The sequence below is a fragment of the Pseudomonas sp. MYb193 genome (genome assembly GCF_002966775.1).
Lineage (GTDB): Bacteria > Pseudomonadota > Gammaproteobacteria > Pseudomonadales > Pseudomonadaceae > Aquipseudomonas > Aquipseudomonas paracarnis.
Genome location: NZ_CP023269.1, coordinates 4700841 through 4724868, shown reverse-complemented (window position 1 = coordinate 4724868; position 24028 = coordinate 4700841). Strand labels below are relative to the sequence as shown.

Genomic DNA, 24028 nt, shown 5'->3' with positions numbered 1-24028 from the left:
CTCCCACATTCGATGGCGTTATTGGCCAGAGTTGATGGTGATTTTCTCGACCGCCCCCTGTTCCAGATCCCACTTCTTCAGGATCTTGCCGTAAGTTCCGTCATCAATCATGCCCTGCAATGCCTCACTGATCGCCGTGACCAACTCGGTATTGCTCTTCTCAATCCCAAGCCCGGTGAATTGCTTGGAAATCGCCAGCCCCACCGGCTTGTACTTGCCCTTGTCCAGCGACATCAAATAAGGAATGGTCTCGCTGCCCTGCATCGCCGCATCCAGGCGGTTCTGCTGCAACTGCGCCCGCGCATCTGCCGAGCCTTCGGTGCCGATCACCACGATTGCCGGCTTACCCGCCGCTTCGCAGTTTGCCTTGCTCCAGGCGGTAATTTCCGACGGCCAGGTGGTGCGGCGGCTGGTGCCGACTTTTTTACCGCACAGGTCGGTCAATTCCTTGATCTCTTCGCGCTTGGCCAGGGTGTACAACTGTGGGCCGCTGGTGAAGTAGTCGATGAAGGTCACGGCTTTCTGGCGCTCGGCGGTATCGGTCATGCCCGACAGCACGATGTCCACGCGCTTGGTGGTCAGGCCGCTGAGCATTTGTTCGAAGCCGGTTTCCTGCCATTTGATCTTCACGCCCAGTCGCTCGGCCAGGGCGTTGCCCAGGTCGAAATCGAAACCGGTGAGTTTGTTGGTGGCCGGGTCCTTGAAGTCCATCGGCGGGTAGTTCGGCACGATGGCCGCGCTGATCTCACCCTTGTCCTTGATGGCTTGCGGCAAGGCCGCGAATACACACGAGGAGGCCATCAGGCCTGCAAGCAAGGTAGGGATAAATATCTTCTTCATAGGGGCGTTCTCGTTAGTTTTTTAGTTAAGTGCGAACGGCAGAAATAAAGCTTTGGGTACGCGGGTTTTGTGGGCTTATTAGAATGTCTTCCGGGCTGCCGGCTTCCACAATCTGGCCGGCGTCCATAAACACCATGCGGTTGGACACTTCGCGAGCGAAGCCCAATTCATGGGTGACCACGATCATGGTCATGCCGGTGGTGGCCAAATCGCGCATCACCGACAGCACTTCGCCTACCAGCTCCGGGTCGAGGGCTGAGGTGGGTTCGTCAAACAGCATCAACTTGGGGCGCATCGCCAAGGCTCGGGCGATTGCCACACGCTGTTGCTGGCCACCGGACAACTCCACTGGGTAGGCATTGCGCTTGTCCGCCAGGCCAACGCGGGCCAGCAGTTCCAGGGCATCTTCGATGGCTTCCTTGGGCGAGCGCTTGAGCACCTGGCACGGGCCTTCGATGATGTTTTGCAACACAGTCATGTGCGGGAACAAATTAAAGCGCTGGAACACCATGCCGGTGGCCAGGCGCTGGCGGGCGATCTGCGCTTCGTTCATCTCGTGCAGCTTGTTGCCGACCACTCGATAACCAACCAATTCGCCATCGACCCACAGGCCGCCCTTGTCGATCTTTTCCAGCTGATTGACGCAACGCAGCAGGGTACTTTTGCCCGAGCCGGACGGGCCGATGATGCACATCACTTCGCCTTGCTCGACCTCTATATTGATGTCACGCAGGGCGTGATACTGGTCGTAATACTTGTTCAGGTTGACAGCCTTGACGATGCTTCTCATGGGGCAAATCTCCTCAACCCAGGCTTACGAACGCTTGCCGGCGCCGCGGGCAAAACGACGCTCGAGGCGACTTTGACCAAATGAAAGAACAGTCACCACCGCCAGGTACCAGATGCCCGCCACAATCAGCAGCTCCATCACCCGGGCGTTGGCGTAGTAGATGTTTTGCGCGTTGTGCAGCAGTTCCGAGTACTGGATCACACTGGCCAGGCTGGTCATTTTCACCATGCTGATGAACTCGTTGCCTACGGGCGGGATGATCACGCGCATCGCCTGCGGCAGAATGATCCTGCGTAGCGCCTGCAGGCTCGGCATGCCGATGGACTTGGCCGCCTCGTATTGGCCGGTGTCCACCGACAGCAAGCCGGCACGCACCACTTCAGCGGTATAGGCGCCCTGGTTAATGCTCAAGCCGAGCAGGGCGGCCACGAAGGGCGTCATCAGGTCGACGGTGTCGATGCTGAACAGGCCCGGAATCGCGATCACCGGGAAGATCAACGCCAGGTTGAACCACAGCAGCAGCTGCAAAATCAGCGGTGTACCGCGAAACAACCAGGTATAGGTGATGGCCACGTAACGCAGGATCGGGTTGGCCGACATGCGCATGATCGCCGTGATCACTCCGATCACTACGCCCAATGCCATCGCCAGGATCGACATGACGATGGTGTTCACCAGGCCCCAGAGGATGGCTTGCGACGTAAGGAACTGGCCAATGTAGGACCATTCGATCTGGCCATTGGCAAACGCGCGCAACAGCGCCGCCAACACAATCACGATCAGGGTGGCAAAAAACATCCGCCCGTAATAGCGCCGCGGCACATGTTCGTACTGGGTGATATCGAACTGGTTTTCGGACAACTTGCGCTCGGCTTCCAAGCGCTCGGCCGGGGTTTGGTTCATGCTGCTACTCCAAAACTAATGACGCTCTAACCGATGTACACGGTGTTACGGCTGAAACCCGGTCAAATGTGGGAGCTGGCTTGCCTGCGAAAGCGCCGGTGAGCTCACCACACCTACCAAGGCTTAAATCCGAAACCCCTGATAACTCTCAGCCCACTTCTGCTGTTCAGTCAAAGCAATCTTCAACCGCCCAATCTGCTCCTTCACCCGCTCCGGCGCCGTCCCACCCCACCCACTACGCGCCGCAATCGCCGCCTCCAGGGTCAGGCAGTCGCGCACGTCCGCGGTGAGTCGCCCATCCACCTCGGCCAACATCGCCGGTGAGGCTTGCCACAACTCAATCTCATGCTGCTCACAGGCCTGCACCAGCGCGCCGGTAATCTCATGGGCCTCCTTGAACGGCACACCACGGGTGGCCAGCCAGTCCGCCACCTCAGTCGCCAAGGTAAAGCCCATTGGTGCCTGGCGCCGCAACTCCTCTACCTGCACCTTCATGGTCGCCACCATGCCGGCCATCGCCGGCAACACCAGCAGCAAGGTGTCCACGCTGTCCAACACGCTGTGCTTGTCTTCACTCAAATCGCGGTTGTACGACAGCGGCAGCGACTTGAGCGTCGACATCAGCCCGGTCAGGTTGCCGATCAAACGCCCGGCCTTGCCCCGCGCCAATTCGGCAATGTCCGGGTTCTTTTTCTGCGGCATGATCGAACTGCCGGTGGCGTAGGCATCGTCCAGCACTACCCAGCAAAACTGGCGCGACGACCACAGGCAAAACTCCTCCGACAGCCGCGAAATATTCACCCCGAGCATGCCGGCCACAAACAGGAACTCCGCCACATGGTCACGGCTGGCGACGGCGTCGATGGAGTTTTCGCATGGCCCGGTGTAACCCATTTCCCTGGCCGAGTGCTCTGGCTGACGCGCTATCGCCGAACCTGCCATGGCGGCCGCGCCCAATGGCGACAGGGCCGTACGCGCATCCCAATCCACCAGGCGCTGCACATCGCGCAGCATCGACTGCGCGTGGGCCAGCAAGTGATGGGCGAACACAATGGGTTGCGCCTGCTGCAAATGGGTGAAGCCCGGGCAGATGCTCTCCACATGTTGCTCGGCCTGCTCAACCAGCGCCTGCTGCAAACCCAGCACCTCGTTGGCGATGGTGCGCGCATGGTCACGCAGGAACAGGCGCAGGTCGTTGGCCGTCTGGTCATTGCGCGAGCGTCCGGCGCGCAACTTGCCGCCCAGGGCGCCCAGGCGCTCGGTCAATACGCGTTCGATAAAGGTGTGCACGTCCTCGTCATCCAGGGTGGGATGCAGGCGACCGGCGGCGAAATCCTCACCGATACGGTCCAGGGCTTCGAGGGTGCGCAGGGTTTCCGACTCATCCAGCAAACCGGCGCGCTGCAACTCACGGGCATGGGCACGGGAGCCGGCCAGGTCGTAGGGCGTCAGGCGAAAATAACGCTCTGGGCAACGCGACAACGCGGCCAACGCCGCAGACGGACCGGTCTTGAAACGAGCGCCCCAAAGGCGGTCGGTGGGCTGGGACATGGGTATTCCTCACGCTTGTTTTTAGAAGAGTCGGAGGCAGTTTCAACAGAAGTTTATCGGTGTAGAACCGGCATCTGACGCGCCGTATTCAAGGTTGCCAAGGGCGGATGTTTATGTTCATTATCGCCGCCTGGCTATGTTCAAGGATTGGGTTCAAGCCTGTTGAATATGGCACTCGAGGTCAACGCGCATTATGGAAACCCCACTTTCCACTTCTGGAAACCTGCCGCCAAAACCCGGCACACGAGCACCGCTGCAACTGAGTGGGCTGGACTTCAAATTGCTGCGGGTATTTATGGCCGTGGTCGAAGCCGGCGGCTTCAGTGCTGCGCAAAACGAGCTGAACGTGGGCCTGGCGGCCATCAGCAAACAGATCTCCGACCTCGAGATTCGCATCGGCATGCGCCTGTGCACACGGGGCCGCGAAGGGTTCGGGCTGACCGAAGAAGGCAAGTTGGTGTATCAGGCATCCATCGAGTTATTTACCTCAGTGGACAGTTTTCGCGACAAGCTTAGTTCGGCGCAAAACGAACTGATCGGCGACCTGAGTGTGGGCGTTATCGATAACACCGTCTCTGACGTCAATTCCCCGCTGATTACCGCCCTGGGCAACTTACATCGCCAATCGCCAAAAATAAGATTGCGCCTACATGCCTCGCAATTGGACGAAGTTGAACGCGGAGTAGTGGAAGGGCGCTTGGTCGCCGGCATTGTCCCGGTGTACCAACGCCGTGAAGAATTCGACTACTTCCCGCTCTACGAAGAAAAGGCCCACGCCTACTGCGCCGTAGGGCATCCCTTGTTCACTGCGAGCGACATCACCCCCGATGCGCTTCGCCAATACGAAGTGGTCAACCATCGGTATGCGATCCATCGCGACAAGGCCAACTTCGTCAGCCACGACAGCCAGTCCGCCTCGGCTTCACAAGTGGAAGCCGTCGCCATCCTGATCCTCACCGGCCGCTTCCTGGGCTTTCTGCCAGAACACTACGCCACGCCACTGGTGAGGGAAGGGCGCCTGCGCGAACTGTGCCCAGAGCAGGTTCATTTAAGCACCGCGTTCAACCTGATCCTGCGCCACAACGCGCCGAGAAGCCCGATGGTAAAAGCCTTCGCCACAGCGCTGGGTGTAGACCTGAAGACGTCGGCCTAAGCCTCAATAAAGCTCAAATGTGGGAGCTGTCGAGCCCCGGCGAGGCTGCGAAGGGATCGCCTCGGTCTCCCCGCCAACCCCACCTACCCGCATCACCGCTGCAACCGAGCCCGCTTTTTCTTCTTCGCATGAAAATGCCGAAAATGCGCATCCTGCGCCGCCGCCAACAACTCCCGATCCCCACGCGTATCGCCCCAGGCCCTGAGCCGATACTCCCCCAGGTCGCCATAAACCGCTTCAAGGCGCAGCACCTTGTTCTCACAGCGGCAGTTATTGCCGGTGAGCTTGCCGGTCAACACACCGTCGACCACCTCAAGCTCAGTGCCAATCAACTTGATCCCAAGCCGATCCGCAAACGGCTGCAACACCAACGCAGGCGACGCCGAGCACAGCGTCACCACCGCCCCCGAGCCCAACTCCTGCTCCACTGACAACACCCCCGCAGGGCGCATCAACCGCGCCCAATTACGCTGGCAATACTCCTCGGCTTTTTGCTGCACCCAGGTCTTTTCCACACCCGTCATAAAGGTGCGAATCAACTGTGCCTTCAACTCATCCCGGCTGATCTGCCGCATCAAAAACCGCAGCCCAGGCACCGCCAGCTTGACCATCCGGCCATAAAACTCACCGGGGCCAAAGGCAAACTTGAGGAAGGGCACGAAACTGTCGTGGTGGGTGAGGGTGCCGTCGAAGTCAAAGACGGAAAGTACTTTGGCGTCTGCGGGGCCGGCTTCGAGCATGTCTGGGTTCACGGGTGGTCCTTATCAGGTAGGGCGGTTTCATAGCGTTGTGACTGGCGCTTGCCTGCCGGGGTTCAGGTTGACGGTTCAGCCTGGTCGCTGCGGGTCAGCCTCTGCGCTCTTTTGTGTGCGTGCGACGGTCCATGCGTTTATGGCGATACGAGTTTACTACCCCTGAGCCAGGAGTGGGGCTTCCGAGGTTCCGGCACGCTCATTCGAGAGCGAGTGCAGTTAGGTCTTACAAGTGTTTTGGCCGACTGATTGGAGTGTGGGTTAAATTTCCTACATACCACTCGCACCACTTAAAGCGAACTTTCCGATATTTCCTATTTGCTATTTTTCGTATGGTAAATGCCAAAAACAACAAGGCGTTAACCCTATGGCAAACCACGGCTACATGACCATCAGCGGCAAATCCCAAGGTCTGATTTCTGCAAAGTGTTCGACTCAAGACTCTATCGGCAACAAGTGGCAGGAGGGGCACTGCGACGAGATAATGGTGCTGTCCTTCCACCATAATATGGCCAACAGGGGCAACGTCAGGGCGTCGAGTCATGGGCCGATTGCCATTACCAAAAATATCGATAAATAGTCACCCTTGCTGGCGGTAGCGCTCTCCAACAGGGAAGAGCTCAACTGCGTCATCAATTTTTATCGGATCGCCCAATCGGGCTGGCATGAAAAATACTACAGCGTCGATATTCGAGGCTGCATCATCACCGACCTCACTGTCGACGTACCGCATTCTGTTTTGCATATTGATGCAGAGGCACAAGAGCATGTTGCGCTTAAATATCGTGAAATAATCTGGACTCACCATAAGGCGGGTACAAGTGGCTTCAGTACTTGGGAGACAGGTCGGTGAATAAAAATTATGAAAAACAGCAGCCCACATTTTACGATATCTGGGTGGTTAGTCAGGCTGCAGCGTATCTGACTAACCAAGCTTGTACCATCAGTGCTCGGAATATTAATGATGGGGTTGTTCGGTTACAGTTCAATCGGGAGGTGGCTTATTACGCGCGGAGTATTGTTAGGGATGTTGAGGAAGGCAGGAAAACTATTGATCAGGGATTGAAAGAAATAAAGCAAGAACAAGAAAGCCTCATAAACCAATCTCTGGAGGTGGGGAGGAAAGGCATCGGGGCTATCGCGGGCGCACTTCAGTTTGCGACTGGGGCAGGAATTTGCTACGCCTCAGTCGGTACGCTGTGTTTGCTGGCGGGTATCCCGATCATGGCACACGGCGCTAATAATATTTATGAGAACGGTCGCAATTTAATGAATGATGTCTCAGATACAGCGGGACCAGTCAGGAGCGCATATCGCGCCGCAGCAACGTCATTTGGATATGGTGAGCGTGAAGGCGACCTAGCCTACGGTGGTACTGATATAGGATTGTCAATGTACAGTCTTGGTAGGCGTGTGATTAAACCTGACGCATGGCGATTGTTTAGATACATAAGATCAGATAAAGAACGGGCTTATAAAACTATGGGTGCCGCGCCGTTAGGGTTGGAAGCTTATACCGACTACGAGACCGGTAGGCAAATATATAAAAGGCTTAATGAATGATTGTGCTCTGGTCTGCGTTGTTTGTGATGGGTGGCGTATGGTCCGCTTATGCTCTGAAAAGGAGGTTTTCTGGGTGTGATTTGAATCATATAAAGCTGTATTCTTGTGTGGTCTATAACGGCTATTTTGTGGTGTCCTATATTGAGGTTATTAAGTATGGCGAGTTTCCTTTTTTTGGGATTAGGACTGATTTTATTATTCAATATCCCATCATCGAGTGGATTGCCTTTTTCGGCATATTGGCTCACGGATTTGCACTTCCGATGAAGTGGAAGGTCAGGCGCTGGTTCTGAACGAAAAAAGAGAGTGTAGGCTTGTCGGAGGCAGAGAGTACTCAGGCCTTAGGTTCGGCTTCGAGCATGTCTGGGTACACGGGTTGGCCTAGGTCCTATCTAATAGTATTAAGCATGCATCAGCTATGACAATAGGAGCCTACTCCCGTGCCAGTCTTCCGATCTTGGCGTAAAGCCTTTCGCTAAAAGCCTCCCGACCACTCGACCGATGACAACGCTGATGGCAATTGGGCACAAGGCTACAGCATTGGTGATGCGATCCGAGCCCTTCTGGGCCAGGTGCTTGACGTGATGGACTTCAAGAAATAGCAAATTCCTTTTTTACCGACGAAAAAAAGCCCTGAACATGCCAGGGCTTCCTTTAGCGCTTAGTCCGGATCAATCCCAGCTCAACGCGCCGCCGGTCTGATACTCGATCACACGGGTCTCGAAGAAGTTCTTCTCTTTCTTCAAGTCCATGATCTCGCTCATCCACGGGAACGGGTTAGTCGTGCCTGGGTACTCTTCCTTCAAGCCGATCTGCGACAGGCGACGGTTCGCGATGAACTTGAGGTAATCCTCCATCATCGCCGCGTTCATGCCGAGAACACCGCGAGGCATGGTGTCACGCGCATATTCAATCTCCAACTGCGTACCCTGCAGAATCATCTGGGTCGCTTCTTCCTTCATCTCGGCATCCCACAGGTGCGGGTTTTCGATTTTGATCTGGTTGATCACGTCGATACCGAAGTTCAGGTGCATCGACTCATCGCGCAGGATGTACTGGAACTGCTCGGCCACGCCGGTCATTTTGTTGCGGCGGCCCATGGACAGGATCTGGGTGAAGCCGCAGTAGAAGAAGATGCCTTCCAGCACGCAGTAGTAGGCGACCAGGTTGCGCAGCAGTTCTTTGTCGGTGTCGACGGTGCCGGTTTCGAACTTCGGATCGGAGATCGAGCGGGTGTATTTGAGGCCCCAGGCGGCCTTTTTGGCGACTGATGGAATCTCGTGGTACATGTTGAAGATCTCGCCTTCATCCATGGCCAGCGATTCGATGCAGTACTGGTAGGCGTGGGTGTGGATCGCTTCTTCGAAGGCCTGGCGCAGGATGTACTGGCGGCACTCCGGGTTGGTGATCAGGCGGTACACGGCCAGCACCAGGTTGTTGGCTACCAGGGAGTCGGCGGTGGAGAAGAAGCCCAGGTTGCGCATGACGATACGGCGTTCGTCGTCGGTCAGGCCTTCGGGGTTTTTCCACAGAGCGATGTCGGCGGTCATGTTGACCTCTTGCGGCATCCAGTGGTTGGCGCAGCCGTCGAGGTACTTCTGCCAGGCCCAGTCGTACTTGAATGGCACGAGTTGGTTGAGGTCGGCGCGGCAGTTGATCATGCGCTTTTCGTCAACGGCGACGCGGGCGGAGGCGCCTTCCAGCTCGGCGAGGCCTTCGGCGACGTCGAGTTTGTCCAGGGCGGCCTTGGCGCGCACGATGGCGGCGGAGTCGTTGGCGGTGACGGCACGGGCTTCCACGGCGGCAGCGGCGCCGGCACCGTCGAGGCGGTCCATGTTGGCTTCGGTGGCGTGGCCGGCGTTGGCGCCTTTAGCGGCTACTTCGCCTTCTTCTTCTTTGTCGAATTCGTCCCAGCTCAGCATGACGTGTCGTCTCCTGCGTGAGGGCTCAAAGGTGCCCGTGTGAAACCGGATGGTTGGGTGTTCACACGGCCCTAGGGCCGCGGTGGATCTTAAGGAATCGTTTGTTGCAACAGCTCGCGCAGGCAAATAAACGGAATCAGGTTGCGGGTGCTGCATGAGGCTTGAGGGGCGCAGCGATGCGTGCTTGCTGCAGCGCAGGCTCAAGGTCTGGCTCTTTATCCCTGTGTAAAGGGATATTGCAGGCCCGATTTACCCGCGCATTATAGGGAAAAATTCAGGTTTGTGTTGCGGCGGATGGTCACTTGGGAGCGCCAAAATGACGTGGGTTTCGGCCAGAGCGAGTGTTTGCAAGGCTTTGCTGGGCGTGGGAGTTTTTGACGGGCGGGGATGTTTTTTTTGGGGCAGGGGAAGGGGGCGTAAAAAGAGTGGCCGTGGCTGAAATCGCCATCGCAGGCAAGCCAGCTCCCACAATTGATGTGGGGTGTATGCAAGGGCGGGTTCTTGGCCGCAAGAACGATTTCTTGCGGCAATTAAGAATCCAACTTCAGAAGTTGTTAGCCGTTAGAGCACCCATTGCCCATTACTTGATAGTTAAGAATATGACGCTGGCCTTGAGAATCTTCATATTCCATCTTCACCGGTACAACTTCGCAGACTTCTGGAATGCTGCTCATGGACAAGACTTTGGCCACATCCAAGTGCGTGCTATAGGTGTAGTCCTCGACAATCGGGGCGTTCTGGCCGGCCAGTTCAGTCGGGGCTTCGTCCGCCAGGGCGGCGGTGGCGCACAAGCTGCTCAGGGCCATAACTAATAACGCTTTCATTTCTTCATTACCTTCTTCAGGGCGAAAGGGGGCACGGGGCCCTTGTGAGGCCGCGTGTGTCACTTAAAAGTTGGGAAGTTCGGATTAACGTTGCCTTCGTGGGGGCTGTTGCGTTGTTAATCAGAGTGCCTTGTTGGCGGAGTTGATTTTAGGCGCCTCGGTTATATTCATATACCCGTGGTTTTGATAAACACTTTTGGCGGTTTTTGTAACAATCCCTCAATCAAGATTTTTTCAGAAGCCTGCCAGCCGCCGCAGCACGCGGGCCAGAGCGGTGAAAAGGCATAGCAGGGCAATTTGTAGGGTCTTGTTACTACCATCGTCGAATGGTTCTATAGGCCCACCCCGGCTACAACAGGGTCCATACAACAACAACTATGTCACCGAGGTAAGAAAGATGAGTGCGGCTTCCCTGTACCCCGTTCGCCCCGAAGTAGCAGCCAACACGCTGACCGACGAGGCGACCTACAAGGCCATGTACCAGCAGTCGGTGGTCAACCCCGATGGCTTCTGGCGCGAGCAAGCCAAGCGCCTTGACTGGGTCAAGCCTTTCACCGCGGTGAAGCAGACCTCTTTCGACGACCACCATGTCGACATCAAATGGTTCGCCGATGGCACTCTGAACGTTTCCTACAATTGCCTGGACCGTCACCTCGCCGAGCGTGGCGACCAGATCGCAATCATCTGGGAGGGCGACGACCCTGCCGAGAGCCGCAACATCACCTACCGCGAGTTGCATGAAGAAGTCTGCAAGTTCGCCAACGCCTTGCGCGGCCAGGACGTGCACCGCGGCGATGTGGTGACTATCTATATGCCGATGATTCCCGAAGCCGTGGTCGCCATGCTGGCCTGTACCCGCATCGGCGCGATCCATTCGGTGGTGTTTGGCGGTTTCTCCCCGGAAGCCCTGGCCGGTCGCATCATCGACTGTAAGTCGAAAGTGGTGATTACTGCTGACGAAGGCATCCGTGCCGGTAAGAAAATTCCGCTTAAGGCTAACGTTGACGACGCACTGACCAACCCGGAAACCAGCAGCATCCAGAAGGTGATCGTGTGCAAGCGCACCAATGGCGCGATCAAGTGGAACCAGCATCGCGACATCTGGTACGAAGACCTGATGAAAGTGGCGGGCACCGTCTGCGCGCCAAAAGAAATGGGCGCCGAAGAAGCGCTGTTCATCCTCTATACCTCCGGCTCTACCGGCAAGCCCAAGGGTGTGCAGCACACCACCGGTGGCTACTTGCTCTATGCGGCCCTGACCCACGAGCGCGTATTCGACTATCGCCCAGGCGAAATCTACTGGTGCACCGCCGACGTCGGCTGGGTCACTGGCCACACCTACATCGTCTACGGCCCGCTGGCCAACGGCGCGACCACGCTGCTGTTCGAAGGCGTGCCGAACTACCCCGACATCACCCGCGTGGCGAAGATCGTCGACAAGCACAAGGTCAACATCCTCTACACCGCACCGACCGCGATCCGCGCCATGATGGCCTCCGGCACCGCTGCCTGTGAAGGCGCCGACGGCAGCAGCCTGCGCCTGTTGGGTTCGGTGGGTGAGCCGATCAACCCGGAAGCCTGGGACTGGTACTACAAGAACGTCGGCCAATCCCGTTGCCCGATCGTCGACACCTGGTGGCAGACCGAAACCGGTGCCACGCTGATGAGCCCACTGCCAGGCGCCCATGCGTTGAAGCCGGGTTCGGCGGCACGGCCGTTCTTCGGTGTGGTGCCGGCGCTAGTGGACAACCTGGGCAACATCATCGAAGGCGCCGCCGAAGGCAACCTGGTGATTCTGGATTCCTGGCCAGGCCAGGCGCGTACGCTGTACGGCGACCATGACCGTTTTGTCGACACCTACTTCAAGACCTTCCGCGGCATGTACTTCACCGGTGACGGCGCACGTCGCGATGAGGATGGTTACTGGTGGATCACTGGCCGTGTGGATGACGTGTTGAACGTGTCCGGCCACCGCATGGGTACTGCCGAGATCGAGAGCGCCATGGTTGCGCACCCCAAAGTCGCCGAGGCGGCGGTGGTGGGTGTGCCGCATGACATCAAGGGGCAGGGCATTTATGTGTATGTCACCTTGAAGAATGGTGAAGAGCCCAACGAAGCACTGCGCCTGGAGCTGAAAAACTGGGTGCGCAAGGAAATCGGGCCGATTGCCTCGCCGGACGTAATCCAGTGGGCGCCTGGGTTGCCGAAAACGCGCTCGGGGAAAATCATGCGGCGCATTTTGCGCAAGATCGCCACGGCTGAATACGACGGGTTGGGGGATATCTCCACCCTGGCAGATCCGAGCGTGGTGGCGCATTTGATTGAAACGCACAAGACCATGAACGTCGCGTAAGCGGGGTAGGTGGGACAGAGCCCCATTCGGTGCAAGCCGGGTGGGGCTTTTTTTGGGGACTCAGAAGCACCGAGGTTCAATGTGGGAGCTGGCTTGCCTGCGATAGCTATTTATCAGTTAGCCCATCTTTGGCTGATACACCGTTATCGCAGGCAAGCCAGCTCCCACAGTTCAGATCGCATTTCATAAAGGGGGGGGGTGGCGGTCTAACAGGGTCGCATCACAACCAAGCCAATAAATATCGGTTTTTCCGGTAGGACATTTCTGAATGTTACCGGCCCGCTCAAATGTGTAACCACCCGCACAAAGCTGGGGCAATGGACCACGCCCATGCCCCGAAAAACCGCGTTCTAGACACCCCTAAAAATAAGATTAAACGCCAGACTTGCCGTGCTAGAAGGGTTTGCGAATAATAGGCCCGCAATTTGCAGCATCATCAGGTTTAATATCTTTTGTCTCTGCATAAATTTCAGAGACTGTCAATGAGTTGGAACCGCTTTCTCAGTGCTTCTGTAAATTGTTGTCGCATTGAGGAAATATCGGCTTCCGGCCTGTCGTTAGAATGCCGATCACTCGCTCGTCGTCGCAGGTGTCGCCCGCGCAGGACGCAGCACCGCTATTCGGTTACACCTTCGCCGCATCGTGGGCCATGGCTCATACTGCTGTTTTTGCCCTATACCGATGGAGTCCCAAGATGAAGAAACTCGTGCTGTTGGGCGCCCTGGCGCTGTCCGTGCTGTCCATGCAGGCTTTCGCCGAAGGCAAGCCGCTGAAAATTGGTATCGAAGCGGCTTACCCTCCGTTTGCCTCGAAGGCGCCGGATGGCAGCATCGTCGGTTTTGACTACGACATCGGCAACGCCCTGTGCAAGCAGATGGACGTCAAGTGCACCTGGGTCGAGCAGGAATTCGACGGCCTGATCCCTGCGCTGAAAGTGCGCAAGATCGACGCGATTCTGTCGTCCATGTCCATCACCGAAGACCGCAAGAAATCCGTGGACTTCACCACCCGCTACTACCTGTCCCCAGCGCGCCTGGTGATGAAGGAAGGCACCACCGTCAGCGACAGCCTGGATGAACTCAAAGGCAAGAAGATCGGTGTGCAGCGCGGTTCGATCCACGATCGTTTCGCACGTGAAGTCCTGGCGCCAAAAGGTGCGGATATCAAGGGTTACAGTACCCAGAACGAAATCTACCTGGACGTGGCTGCCGGTCGTCTCGACGGTACCGTGGCTGACGCCACCCTGCTGCAAGACGGTTTCCTGAAAACTGACGCCGGCAAAGGCTACGCGTTTGTAGGCCCATCGTTCACCGAAGCCAAATACTTCGGCGACGGTATCGGCATCGCAGTGCGCAAAGGTGACAAAGAAAACCTTGAGCGCATCAATGCGGCCATCGCTGCAATCCGTGCCAACGGCGAATACAAGAAAATCCAGGACAAGTACTTCGACTTCGATATTTACGGCGCTGACGCCAAGTAACTCATCGCAGCTGTCTGTCCGAAATGGCGCAAGCAACAGTCATCCTGAAGTTTGCGCCATTTTTTCATCCCCCTTTTCGAGGACCTGAATCATGTTGAAAGGCTACGGGGCCGTCATCCTCGATGGCGCATGGTTGACGCTTCAGCTCGCCTTGTCGTCCATGGCCTTGGCCATTGTTCTGGGTCTGATCGGGGTCGCGCTACGCCTGTCGCCGGTACGCTGGCTGGCTTGGCTGGGCGACTTGTACTCCACGGTGATCCGCGGGATCCCCGACCTGGTGCTGATCCTGCTGATTTTCTACGGCGGTCAGGACTTGCTTAACCGCGTCGCGCCGTTGCTGGGCTTTGACGACTATATCGACTTGAACCCCCTGGCCGCCGGTATCGGCACCCTGGGTTTCATCTTTGGCGCCTATCTTTCGGAAACCTTCCGTGGCGCCTTCATGGCCATTCCCAAGGGGCAGGCTGAAGCCGGCCTGGCGTATGGCATGAGCAGCTTCCAGGTGTTTTTCCGGGTGATGGTGCCGCAGATGATTCGGCTGGCGATCCCCGGGTTTACCAACAACTGGCTGGTATTGACCAAGGCCACCGCGCTGATTTCGGTGGTAGGTCTGCAAGACATGATGTTCAAGGCCAAGCAGGCGGCAGACGCCACCCGTGAGCCTTTTACCTTCTTCCTCGCAGTGGCGGCGATGTACCTGGTGATCACCAGCGTGTCGTTGCTGGCCTTGCGTTACCTTGAGAAGCGCTACTCGGTAGGCGTAAGGGCGGCTGATCTATGATCTTCGACTACAACGTCATCTGGGAGGCCATGCCGCTGTACCTCGGCGGCCTGCTGACCACCCTGAAACTGCTCGGTATCTCGCTGTTCTTCGGCCTGCTCGCGGCCTTGCCCCTGGGCTTGATGCGCGTGTCCAAGCAGCCGATCGTCAACGGCGTGGCCTGGCTTTACACCTATGTGATCCGCGGCACACCGATGCTGGTGCAGTTGTTTTTGATCTACTACGGCCTGGCGCAGTTCGAAGCGGTACGCGAAAGCTTCCTGTGGCCGCTGCTGTCCAGCGCGACATTCTGTGCGTGCCTGGCGTTTGCGATCAACACCAGCGCCTACACCGCCGAAATTATCGCCGGCAGCCTCAAGGCCACGCCTAACGGTGAGATCGAAGCGGCCAAGGCCATGGGCATGTCGCGCTACAAACTGTACCGCCGCATCCTGTTGCCGTCGGCCCTGCGCCGTGCGCTGCCGCAGTACAGCAACGAAGTGATCATGATGCTGCAGACCACCAGCCTGGCGTCTATCGTTACCCTGATCGACATCACCGGTGCCGCGCGTACGGTCAATGCCCAGTATTACCTGCCGTTCGAAGCCTATATCACCGCCGGCGTGTTCTACCTGTGCCTGACCTTCATCTTGGTGCGCCTGTTCAAGTTGGCCGAGCGCCGCTGGCTGAGCTACCTGGCTCCACGGAAGCACTGATATGGAACGTATCGATCATCTGCTGCCCTGGGGGCATTTGGGCTGCGAGCGCCAACTGAGCGTGTTCCGCTTTGGCAGCGGCGAGCGCAAGGCCTATATCCAGGCCAGCCTGCACGCCGATGAGTTGCCGGGTATGCGTGCCGCGTGGGAACTGAAAAAACGCCTCACAAAGCTGGAGCAGCAGGGCGCCCTCAACGGCGTGATCGAGCTGGTGCCGGTGGCTAACCCGATGGGCCTTGGCCAGCTGTTGCAAGGCAGCCACCAGGGGCGTTTCGAAGTGGGCAGCGGCAAGAACTTCAATCGCGACTTCGTTGAGTTGAGCGAGCCGGTCGGTGCATTGTTGCAAGGCAAACTGGGTGATGACCCGCACGCCAATGTGCGCATGATTCGCCAGGCCATGAGCGATACGCTCGCCGCCTTGCCCGAGCCGAGCAGCCAGTTGCAAGGCATGCAACGCATCCTGCTGAGCCATGCGTGCACCGCCGATGTGGTGCTGGACCTGCATTGCGACGCCGAAGCCGCACTGCACATGTATGCGCTGCCCCAACACTGGCCGCAGTGGCGGTCGCTGTCGGCACACCTGAATGTGAAGGTCGGCCTGCTGGCGGAAGATTCCGGCGGCAGTTCGTTTGACGAGGCGTGCTCGTTGCCGTGGCTGCGTTTGTCGCGCACGTTCCCGCAGGCGCAGATTCCGCTGGCCTGCCTGGCAACGACGTTGGAGTTGGGCGGCCAGGCCGACACCGGCCGTGATGAAGCCATCTTCCACGCCGAAGGCATCCTTGCGTTCCTCGCCGAACAAGGCTTGATCAAGGGCGAGTGGCCCGCGCCGCAACACGAACCTTGCGAAGGTGTGCCTTTTGAGGGCACCGAACTGCTGTTCGCGCCCCATGCCGGGGTGATCAGTTACCTGCGTAAAGCGGGCGACTGGGTAGAAACCGGCGACGAGATTTTTGAAGTGATTGACCCCCTGACCGACCGCGTAAGCACTATTTGCGCGGGCACCTCGGGGGTGTTGTTTGCCGTTGAACGGCTACGTTATGCCCAAGCGGGTTTCTGGCTGGCCAAGGTGGCGGGGCGCGAAGCGCTGCGTCACGGGCGCTTGCTCAACGACTGACCACCTGTTTTTGTGAGAACCGACCGCATGTACAAGCTTGAAGTCCAAGACCTGCATAAACGCTATGGCAGTCATGAAGTGCTCAAAGGTGTGTCCCTGGCCGCCGCCGCCGGTGATGTGATCAGCATCATCGGTTCCAGCGGTTCGGGCAAAAGTACCTTTTTGCGCTGCATCAACCTGCTGGAGCAGCCCCACGCCGGCAAGATTCTGCTCAATAACGAAGAGCTGAAACTGGTGGCCAACAAGGACGGCGCCATGAAGGCTGCCGACCCCAAGCAACTGCAACGTATGCGTTCACGCCTGTCCATGGTGTTCCAGCATTTCAACCTGTGGTCGCACATGACCGCGATTGAAAACGTGATGGAAGCCCCGGTGCACGTGTTGGGCATATCGAAGAAAGAGGCCCGTGAAAAGGCCGAGCATTACCTGGCCAAAGTTGGTGTGGGCCATCGTAAGGATGCGTTCCCGGGCCACATGTCCGGTGGCGAGCAGCAGCGCGTAGCGATTGCTCGTGCGCTGGCGATGGAACCTGAGGTGATGCTGTTCGACGAACCTACTTCGGCGCTGGATCCGGAGTTGGTGGGCGAAGTGCTCAAGGTCATGCAGGACCTGGCCCAGGAAGGCCGCACCATGGTGGTGGTGACCCACGAAATGGGCTTTGCCCGGGAAGTGTCGAACCAGTTGGTGTTTTTGCACAAAGGCATTGTTGAAGAGCGTGGCAATCCGAGGGAAGTGCTGGTGAACCCGCAGTCGGAACGGTTGCAGCAGTTCCTCTCTGGCAGTTTGAAATAATCAAGACTGCTTTTGTGCACCGGGATAGTGCATGCTCCGCAGTCTTGAGGTAAGCCCCGATCCCGTGTGGGAGTTGGCTTGCCTGCGATAGCGATGCATCAGCCAATGATGTGTTAACTGACCCACCGCCATCGCAGGCAAGCCAGCTCCCACTTTTGATCTGTGTTTGTTTTGGGATTTGTAGTTGATTACGGGCTAGCATTGGCCCACAGCTTCTTTCACCGTTTTCGCTCCGGATAGCACTCCATGACCGCCCACAAAATTGGTTTCCTGATTTGGCCCAGCACAAAAGCACTCACGCTTGCGCTGGCTGAGGAGGCCTTGCGCGTTGCTCAGCGGGTACATCCGGATGTGGTCTACGAATTGTCGTTTCTGCAGGCCGAGCCGCAAACCGAGGGGGCCTGGCAACTGCCGGGCGAGCCGTGGGCCGGCAAGCTGGAAGGTTTTCAGAAACTGTTCCTGCTGGCGGATGAGCCGCCTGCCGCCATCGCCTCCCAGCTCAGCACAGCGCTCAAGCAGCTGGTTCGGGCTGGTTGCGTGATCGGCGGGTTATCGGCAGGCGTGTACCCATTGGCCCAGCTTGGTTTGCTGGATGGTTATCGTGCTGCCGTGCATTGGCGCTGGCAGGACGATTTCGCCGAGCGTTTCCCCAAGGTCATCGCCACCAGCCACCTGTTTGACTGGGACCGTGATCGCCTGACCGCTTGCGGCGGCATGTCGGTACTTGACCTGCTGTTGGCGGTACTGGCCCGTGACCATGGCGCCGAGTTGGCCGGTGCCGTGTCTGAAGAATTGGTGGTGGAGCGCATCCGTGAAGGCGGCGAGCGCCAGCGCATTCCGTTGCAAAACCGCCTGGGCTCCAGCCATCCGAAGCTGACCCAGGCGGTGTTGCTGATGGAAGCCAATATTGAAGAGCCGCTGACCACCGATGAAATTGCCCAGCACGTGTGCGTGTCACGACGACAGCTGGAGCGCATCTTCAAGCAGTACCTTAACCGCGTTCCCAGCCAGTATTACCTGGAACTGCGCCTGAACAAGGCGCGCCAGATGTTGATGCAAACCAGCAAGTCGATCATTCAGATCGGCCTGTCGTGCGGCTTCTCCTCGGGGCCGCATTTCTCCAGCGCCTACCGTAACTTCTTCGGCGCTACTCCCCGTGAAGACCGCAACCAACGGCGCAGCAGCAGCCCGTTCGAGTTGTCGTCGGTGCCCTCCGAGCGCGGTTGAGCGGCGGGCTATTCATCGCCCTCTGTGTCGGGTCCACCGCTGACGGAGTCCTGGTTGGGATTGATCGGCGGGGGTTGTAAAGCTTCCGGTACATCGAAACTTACCGCCGTGCGGTTGTAATAACTGCGCAGCATGGCGATCGCCGCGGGCGAGAACGGGTTGCCGCTGAGGTCGAAGCCCTGGGCTCTGTCTGCATCCATTTCAAGGAGGTCGCTGGGCAGCTCGCTAATCTGGTTATTGCGCAAGCTCACTTGATCAAGCGATGGCAGGTTGAATATTCCGTTCGGCACTTGCGTGAGGCCAGCTTCTTCGATCATCAAACCTGTCAGTCCCGACATTTTGCTGATGTCGGGCGCGACGCCCAGCGGGTTATGACTCAGGTCTAGGTACTCAAGGTTTTGCAGGTCGCTCAGGGCGTCGGCGCTGGTGGTGGTCAAGCGAATATGGCTGTTTGCAAGGCTCAGTGACTTGAGTTTGGGTAGATTGAACACGGCGCCTGGGATGTCGTTCAAGGCATAGCGGTAGATCAGCAGGCTTTCCAGGTTGGGAAAGTGCTCGAGAAATCCCTGGGGAATCGACGTAGTTTCCTCTGCCCTCAATTCCAGCTTCGAAATGTGCTCGAAATCGATATTCAATGACGGTAGATCGCCTAGCGGCGCCAGCGTCACTTCCATTTCATGGGAGGCGGCGGGTGGCTCTTGGTCGGAGTCCAGAGCGGTTTCCCGTCGCCAGGCTGCTTCCAGCACTGTTTTGAGTTCGTCTCGCACCAACTGCTGCTGAGCCTGCGCTTGCTCGTCCAGTGGTGCCCTCGTAAGCGGATGCTGTGCCGGCACACTCACTATCCATTCCTGCAAATCGGCTTGAAGACGCTCGTAGTCCGCTTTCAAGCGCACCAAGTGTGCCATTGAGTCGTCCAGGCCGCCGGGCAGCCTGAAGATGAAGTTATTCGCCTGGTCGACGCTGTACTTGGGGTAAAGCGCTTGCACCATAAGCCTCTGCGCGGGGTTGGCATCAGCACCAAAATGTTCACCGGTTATCTGGCAATAGGCTTTGATCCTCTGCAGCGTGGCGCGTGAGAACCCGTTGCCTGACAGGTTAAAGGCTTTGGCGGCATTGCCTGGCAGTTGGAAGATCGCATCAGGCAGCCGACTCAAATAGTTGTTGCTCAGATCGGCGCTGACTAGTTGGGGGCGATTGAGCAAGTTCTCGGGAAACAGGGAGATATGGGTTCCGCTCAGGTTCAGCGTCTGTAGTTCGGGCATGTGCCCGAGGTTGGGAGACCGTGACAGCTGATTGTTGCTGGACAGGTCCAGGCTTTTGAGTCCTGTGAATGGATCAAGGTCTGCGCGGTTTTGCAGGGTCAGGTTGCAGTTGCGCAGCGTCAGTCTGTCAAGGTGAGAAAGTGCGATGACCTCGGGAGGAATTGTGTTGAGGGCAACGTCGCTCAGATGCAACGTACGTAGGTTGGGGAAGTGGGTGAGGAAACCTGGCGCTCCCCGGGTAGTGGGGTAACCCTTTAGCGTCAAACTGGAAATGTGATCGAAGTTTGCATTGAGTACAGGCAGTTCGCCGTGTATGGGGTAGCCAAGGTTCAGTGTGCGTCCGATGGCGTGGTCAGTATCGATCGGCGTTTCATGGCGCCAGCCGCGGAGCAGTTCTTGTGTCCATATCCAGCGGTGCAGTTCCGCTTCGGCGACCGTGGAAGGGGGCAGCGGGGCATCGGTGTTGAGAGAGGCCTGCAAGAGGGTCGAGCGCCAGGCCATCAGATCGGTTTTGAGTCGTAAAAGCTCGTTTTTCAGGTAGCGGAGCGTCTGTAAGGGAGTGCTGGGATAGCTGTTCAAAATGTCCAGTGTCTGAGTCAGCTCTTGCGGGCTCAGACCAGGGTACAGCTCGTGTAACAACGCCAACTCGGGGGTGTTGCCGGCCTCTGGCGGTGTGGCAGGGTAGCCTTCCATGCCGCCGGGCAGGCGCATCAGCCTGGGGTCGTAGGCAGGTTTGCGCACTGGATCCTGGGCCAACAGCGCGCCGAGCGCTTCACGTGTCAGGGGGCGCTGGCTCAAGGTTTGCCGTAGCAACGGACCCTGGCCGATATGAATGCCCAGCGCATCGCGCTGAGTGTCAGGCAGGGCCTGCAGGACGGCAGTGTAAAAATCCGTTTCGGCAAGCACCATGCCTTTTTCGTCTTCGGGGATGTACTCGCCTTCGATGGTACGCACCAGGGTGCGTTTGATCGGTGCTTCAGGAGCGCCGATTGCATCGTGCAGCTTGCCGGTTTGCTTGAAATCGCGCACTTCCAGGCGCACAGACGGCGACCAGCCCGGCAGGTTTTCCAGCGAGTGCAGGGCGAGGCGGTGGGTGTCGCTGTTTTCCAGAGCGCTCATGTACAACCCTTCATGCGCCCGGCTGATTCGAACGTGATGAGCGGCCCAGCGCGCTCGCTCAAGTACCGGTGCGGGTACCTTGCCTTGGTCGATGTCCAGCAACTGCTGGCCGGTGGAGCAGCGTAATACGTCTTCGGCGGCGCTCGTTGGCAGGCCGGGCGCGGCGTCGATGATGGTTTGCAGGCGTGCGTCAGCGGTTATCTCCAGCCCGCGATAACGCGAGTCGAACAGCGAGGCGCGGCTTTTCTGAGCTGCGCGTGCCAGTTGTTTGCGCAGTTTGGCGGTGCGTGCAGGCAGGGTGGGCGTGGGGCCGAACGGCTCTTCAAGCAAGGTTTTGCGTTCCGACTCGTTCAAGGTTTCCAGCACGATCGTCAGCAAATCGCCCTTGTTCATCTGGGCTTCGTGTATCTGTGCCACGGCGGCGTTTTTATGGCCTTTGTGCTCCCAGACGGTTTCACCTTTGGCGTTGAGAAACCGCAGGGTCTTGGATTCGGGCCATAGGCCCGTCTGGCTCAGCAACCACAGTTGCGTTTGGGTATCAGCCTTCTGATACATCGCAGGGTCATCGCTGTTCATCTGGTCGATGAAAGTTTGCAACTGCTCATCGATCCGGATGCGCTTGAGTGTGTCGGCCAACAGCGGCGGCGGCGGTTGGTGGTCCATGTACAGTTTGCGCAGGACGTCATCATTGGTCTCGCTGATGCGACTGGCTCTTTCAAGACCGGCTTCGCTGATACCTTCGGCAGATGGGCCGAGCCGGCGCAGCAAGGTGGTGCGATTCCAGGTCAACGGGCGATCCACGGGCGTCAACCAGGCGCCCTTGCCATTGCTCAGTACGCGTGGGCGGTAGGCGTGGGGGCGCGTCGGATGTTCAAGGCTAGCGTTGCCCGAGGGTTGCTTGATGGAAAAATATTGTCCGTCCAGCGCCAGGATCTGCTTTTGTTGATGGGCATGTAATCCCTGCGGGCTGGGGCGCGACCCCGGCACCAATTGAATGTCATGGGCGTAGGGCGCCAGGTCGGGGTTCCACAGACGGGTTTTACGGTCGGTGGTCACCGGAGTGAGTCTGTCAAAGAAGTCCCATAGCGCCTTCGGTAGCGTCTGTCGCAACAGGTTTTCGGCGATCGGTGCGCCGACCGCGAACATCCCCAGTTGGACCATTTGCTCAAGGATTGACATCAGGTGCCCGAATGCCTGGCGCTTGAGCCCTTCGGCCCAGTCGAGCACGCCTTCGAACACATCGTCGAGCAGTTGATAGGCGGTATAGCCGAGCATCAGTAAGCCCAGCGGCGGAACAAAGGGTGTTGCGATGAAGGCGGCGATTTCGAGAATGGCTTCACCGATTTTCTGCACAACCTCCCAGTGCCGCCAGCGAGCATTTCTGTCAGCGTCGGCGGTGGGAATGGCCGTTACGCGAGCATCGTTGAGCAACTTATCAAGCTTGTTCTCATACAGGTGCTCGTACAGGTCGTTGGTGATTTTCGTCGCATAGAATTGCAGGTTGGTTTTGGCCACGGGTTCGTCACGCCAGACAGGGCGGGGGTCGCCCGAAACATGCTCGTGCCAGACGACCTGTGATAAGCGGCTGTTGAGATCGGCAAAGAAGTAGCCGCGCTGTTCATGCCTGACGAAACGGCTGAAAAACGCCTGATAGTCGGCGCTGCGCAGTTTGTTCGCCAGGTCCTGCATGAAGGCCTGACCGTTGGCGTAATACTTGAGCGGCGATTGCGGGTCGCCCGGAATATAGGCCACCATCGGGACGGCGCTGCGATTGGACTCCAGGTCGGCGGCGAACAGCACGATGCCGGTCAAGGGGGCGTTCATCAGGCTAAGGTCATGGCACAGCAACGGCCTGCCGTTCAGGTCGCCGATCAGGTTTTTGAGAAAGCTGCGAAGTGTATTGAACGCTTGGGGCGATACATCTTTTTTCAGCTGCGCCATATGCAAGCTGGCTTGGGCGTCGGCTTTCAGGCTGTTGATGACCTTTTGGCGCAGTTGAGCCTTGATCGCCGCGTCATTGAAGCCCAAAAGGTTCTTGAGGTAGCGCTGGTATTGCTTGCCGACATCCAGCGTGCGGCATAACCCGATGAATTGCGCGATGCTGATTTTCTCGCGTAATTGGGGCAACGTGTTGAATTGCCCGGTGGCGGAGGGCTGAGTAATGAATGTCGACTCTGGGGCATATGCCGCCGGCTTGCTTTCGCCCGCATCAAAGTTGTGCAATGCCGCCTCCACCATTGAAACGGTCCAGGTTTTGGCGCCAGTTTCTATGGGAAGCAGCGGTGTGGTCTGTGGGATATACAACCGCAGGTAAATAGCGCTGACGTCGCAGTCGGCGTCGAACTGCTGCTTGAGTGCCTGCTGCAGCAAGGGGGCGGCAAATGCCTGCGGGGATTGGAGCGTGGATAGGGCGCTGTCGACTTGGTTTTGTGCCTTCCAGCTGTTCTCCAGGGCCTTCTTGGCGGGAGCTTGCTGGGTGCGGTTGGCATCGCCATACCAATCGGCGAATTCAATTGGGCTGTTTTTCAGGGCCTGGCGCCGGGCACTTGAGGCGTTCCCTAGCCATTTCGGTAGGCGGGGGTTGACCTCGGCGGGCACTACGGCTGCGACTTGTGCGAGGTGTTGGGAGAGCGAGGTTTGAGTTGGGGTGGGCATGGGCTGGATCTTCATTGAGTTGAGGCAGCGACATCACACCAACTTTGATGCAGGGCGGGAGCATATATAGTGATGCCCGCAACGAAACCCGCAGATCTTGCGCTTGCCTCCCTTGCTTATGAGGCCGTGCTGCCCGGAACTCGGGTAGGCGCGGTTAGATCGTCAGGGCGCGCCAACCCTTTCGCTGCATGATCCTGACGTAAACCTGCCGCAGCGTTTAAACTGCGCCATTGCGACGCTATTTGTCGCATT

18 protein-coding genes and 2 pseudogenes are annotated in these 24028 nt (G+C 57.9%); 11 read left to right on the top strand and 9 right to left on the bottom strand.

Annotated features, from left to right (window positions below; all coding sequences use genetic code 11):
• Nucleotides 1-18 precede the first annotated feature (18 nt).
• From CLM72_RS21605 to argH, 4 genes are all read right to left on the bottom strand, one after another.
• A complete protein-coding gene (locus CLM72_RS21605; RefSeq protein WP_105228066.1) occupies nt 19-840 on the bottom strand; it encodes an ABC transporter substrate-binding protein in 822 nt (273 codons plus the stop codon).
• Nucleotides 841-865: 25 nt separating this feature from the next.
• Nucleotides 866-1630, bottom strand: a complete 765-nt coding sequence (locus CLM72_RS21600) for an amino acid ABC transporter ATP-binding protein (protein ID WP_003193648.1) — start codon at nt 1628-1630, stop codon at nt 866-868.
• A 24-nt stretch (nt 1631-1654) separates the two neighbouring features.
• The gene (locus CLM72_RS21595) at nt 1655-2533 is read right to left on the bottom strand and encodes an amino acid ABC transporter permease (protein WP_019819278.1); all 879 of its coding nucleotides are present in this window, start codon (nt 2531-2533) and stop codon (nt 1655-1657) included.
• 123 nt (nt 2534-2656) lie between these two features.
• Nucleotides 2657-4084 (bottom strand): argininosuccinate lyase, encoded by a 1428-nt coding sequence (gene argH / locus CLM72_RS21590; protein ID WP_105228064.1) that lies wholly within the window; start codon nt 4082-4084, stop codon nt 2657-2659.
• A gap of 193 nt (nt 4085-4277) precedes the next feature.
• On the opposite strand from argH, the gene CLM72_RS21585 reads away from it, so the two are divergent.
• The gene (locus CLM72_RS21585) at nt 4278-5237 is read left to right on the top strand and encodes a LysR family transcriptional regulator (RefSeq protein ID WP_105228062.1); all 960 of its coding nucleotides are present in this window, start codon (nt 4278-4280) and stop codon (nt 5235-5237) included.
• A 92-nt stretch (nt 5238-5329) separates the two neighbouring features.
• On the opposite strand, the gene CLM72_RS21580 is transcribed toward CLM72_RS21585, so the two are convergent.
• Nucleotides 5330-5977, bottom strand: a complete 648-nt coding sequence (locus tag CLM72_RS21580) for an HAD-IB family hydrolase (RefSeq protein ID WP_105228060.1) — start codon at nt 5975-5977, stop codon at nt 5330-5332.
• Between the two features lie 379 nt (nt 5978-6356).
• On the opposite strand from CLM72_RS21580, the pseudogene CLM72_RS21575 reads away from it, so the two are divergent.
• The 3 genes and pseudogenes from CLM72_RS21575 to CLM72_RS21565 all read left to right on the top strand — a co-directional run bounded on the left by CLM72_RS21575 (nt 6357) and on the right by CLM72_RS21565 (nt 7845).
• A pseudogene (locus CLM72_RS21575) lies at nt 6357-6842 on the top strand (Hcp family type VI secretion system effector).
• Nucleotides 6839-7552 (top strand): DUF4225 domain-containing protein, encoded by a 714-nt coding sequence (locus tag CLM72_RS21570; RefSeq protein ID WP_256595221.1) that lies wholly within the window; start codon nt 6839-6841, stop codon nt 7550-7552. Before CLM72_RS21575 ends, CLM72_RS21570 begins: the two are co-directional and overlap by 4 nt.
• On the top strand, nt 7549-7845 hold the full coding sequence (locus CLM72_RS21565; protein ID WP_034128474.1) for a hypothetical protein: 297 nt from the start codon (nt 7549-7551) through the stop codon (nt 7843-7845). The genes CLM72_RS21570 and CLM72_RS21565 overlap by 4 nt, the downstream gene beginning before the upstream one ends.
• Nucleotides 7846-7984: 139 nt before the next feature.
• On the opposite strand, the pseudogene CLM72_RS21560 reads toward CLM72_RS21565, so the two are convergent.
• From CLM72_RS21560 to CLM72_RS21550, 3 genes and pseudogenes are all read right to left on the bottom strand, one after another.
• Nucleotides 7985-8157: pseudogene (locus tag CLM72_RS21560) on the bottom strand (HNH endonuclease); the annotation flags it as partial.
• Nucleotides 8158-8223: 66 nt separating this feature from the next.
• Entirely contained in the window at nt 8224-9474 is a 1251-nt protein-coding gene (locus CLM72_RS21555; protein WP_014719604.1) for a ribonucleotide-diphosphate reductase subunit beta, read from the bottom strand.
• A gap of 554 nt (nt 9475-10028) precedes the next feature.
• On the bottom strand, nt 10029-10298 hold the full coding sequence (locus CLM72_RS21550; protein ID WP_014719601.1) for a DUF2790 domain-containing protein: 270 nt from the start codon (nt 10296-10298) through the stop codon (nt 10029-10031).
• Nucleotides 10299-10695: 397 nt separating this feature from the next.
• Here CLM72_RS21550 and acs point away from each other — a divergent pair, with 397 nt between their 5' ends.
• The 7 genes from acs to argR all read left to right on the top strand — a co-directional run bounded on the left by acs (nt 10696) and on the right by argR (nt 18740).
• The gene (gene acs, locus CLM72_RS21545; protein WP_005790645.1) at nt 10696-12651 is read left to right on the top strand and encodes an acetate--CoA ligase; all 1956 of its coding nucleotides are present in this window, start codon (nt 10696-10698) and stop codon (nt 12649-12651) included.
• Between the two features lie 694 nt (nt 12652-13345).
• Complete coding sequence (locus CLM72_RS21540; protein ID WP_034128472.1) at nt 13346-14131, top strand: ABC transporter substrate-binding protein; 786 nt, start codon at nt 13346-13348, stop codon at nt 14129-14131.
• Between the two features lie 91 nt (nt 14132-14222).
• Nucleotides 14223-14912: an ABC transporter permease gene (locus tag CLM72_RS21535; RefSeq protein WP_003193627.1), complete on the top strand. Its 690-nt coding sequence runs from the start codon at nt 14223-14225 to the stop codon at nt 14910-14912.
• Nucleotides 14909-15607 (top strand): ABC transporter permease, encoded by a 699-nt coding sequence (locus CLM72_RS21530; protein ID WP_105228058.1) that lies wholly within the window; start codon nt 14909-14911, stop codon nt 15605-15607. The genes CLM72_RS21535 and CLM72_RS21530 overlap by 4 nt, the downstream gene beginning before the upstream one ends.
• 1 nt (nt 15608) lies before the next feature.
• The gene (locus CLM72_RS21525) at nt 15609-16721 is read left to right on the top strand and encodes a succinylglutamate desuccinylase/aspartoacylase family protein (protein ID WP_105228056.1); all 1113 of its coding nucleotides are present in this window, start codon (nt 15609-15611) and stop codon (nt 16719-16721) included.
• Nucleotides 16722-16748: 27 nt separating this feature from the next.
• Complete coding sequence (locus tag CLM72_RS21520) at nt 16749-17513, top strand: ABC transporter ATP-binding protein (RefSeq protein WP_014719598.1); 765 nt, start codon at nt 16749-16751, stop codon at nt 17511-17513.
• A gap of 246 nt (nt 17514-17759) precedes the next feature.
• Nucleotides 17760-18740: a transcriptional regulator ArgR gene (argR, locus tag CLM72_RS21515; protein WP_034128470.1), complete on the top strand. Its 981-nt coding sequence runs from the start codon at nt 17760-17762 to the stop codon at nt 18738-18740.
• An 8-nt stretch (nt 18741-18748) separates the two neighbouring features.
• Here argR and CLM72_RS21510 read toward each other — a convergent pair whose 3' ends face one another.
• On the bottom strand, nt 18749-23776 hold the full coding sequence (locus CLM72_RS21510) for a dermonecrotic toxin domain-containing protein (RefSeq protein ID WP_105228054.1): 5028 nt from the start codon (nt 23774-23776) through the stop codon (nt 18749-18751).
• Nucleotides 23777-24028: the final 252 nt, after the last annotated feature.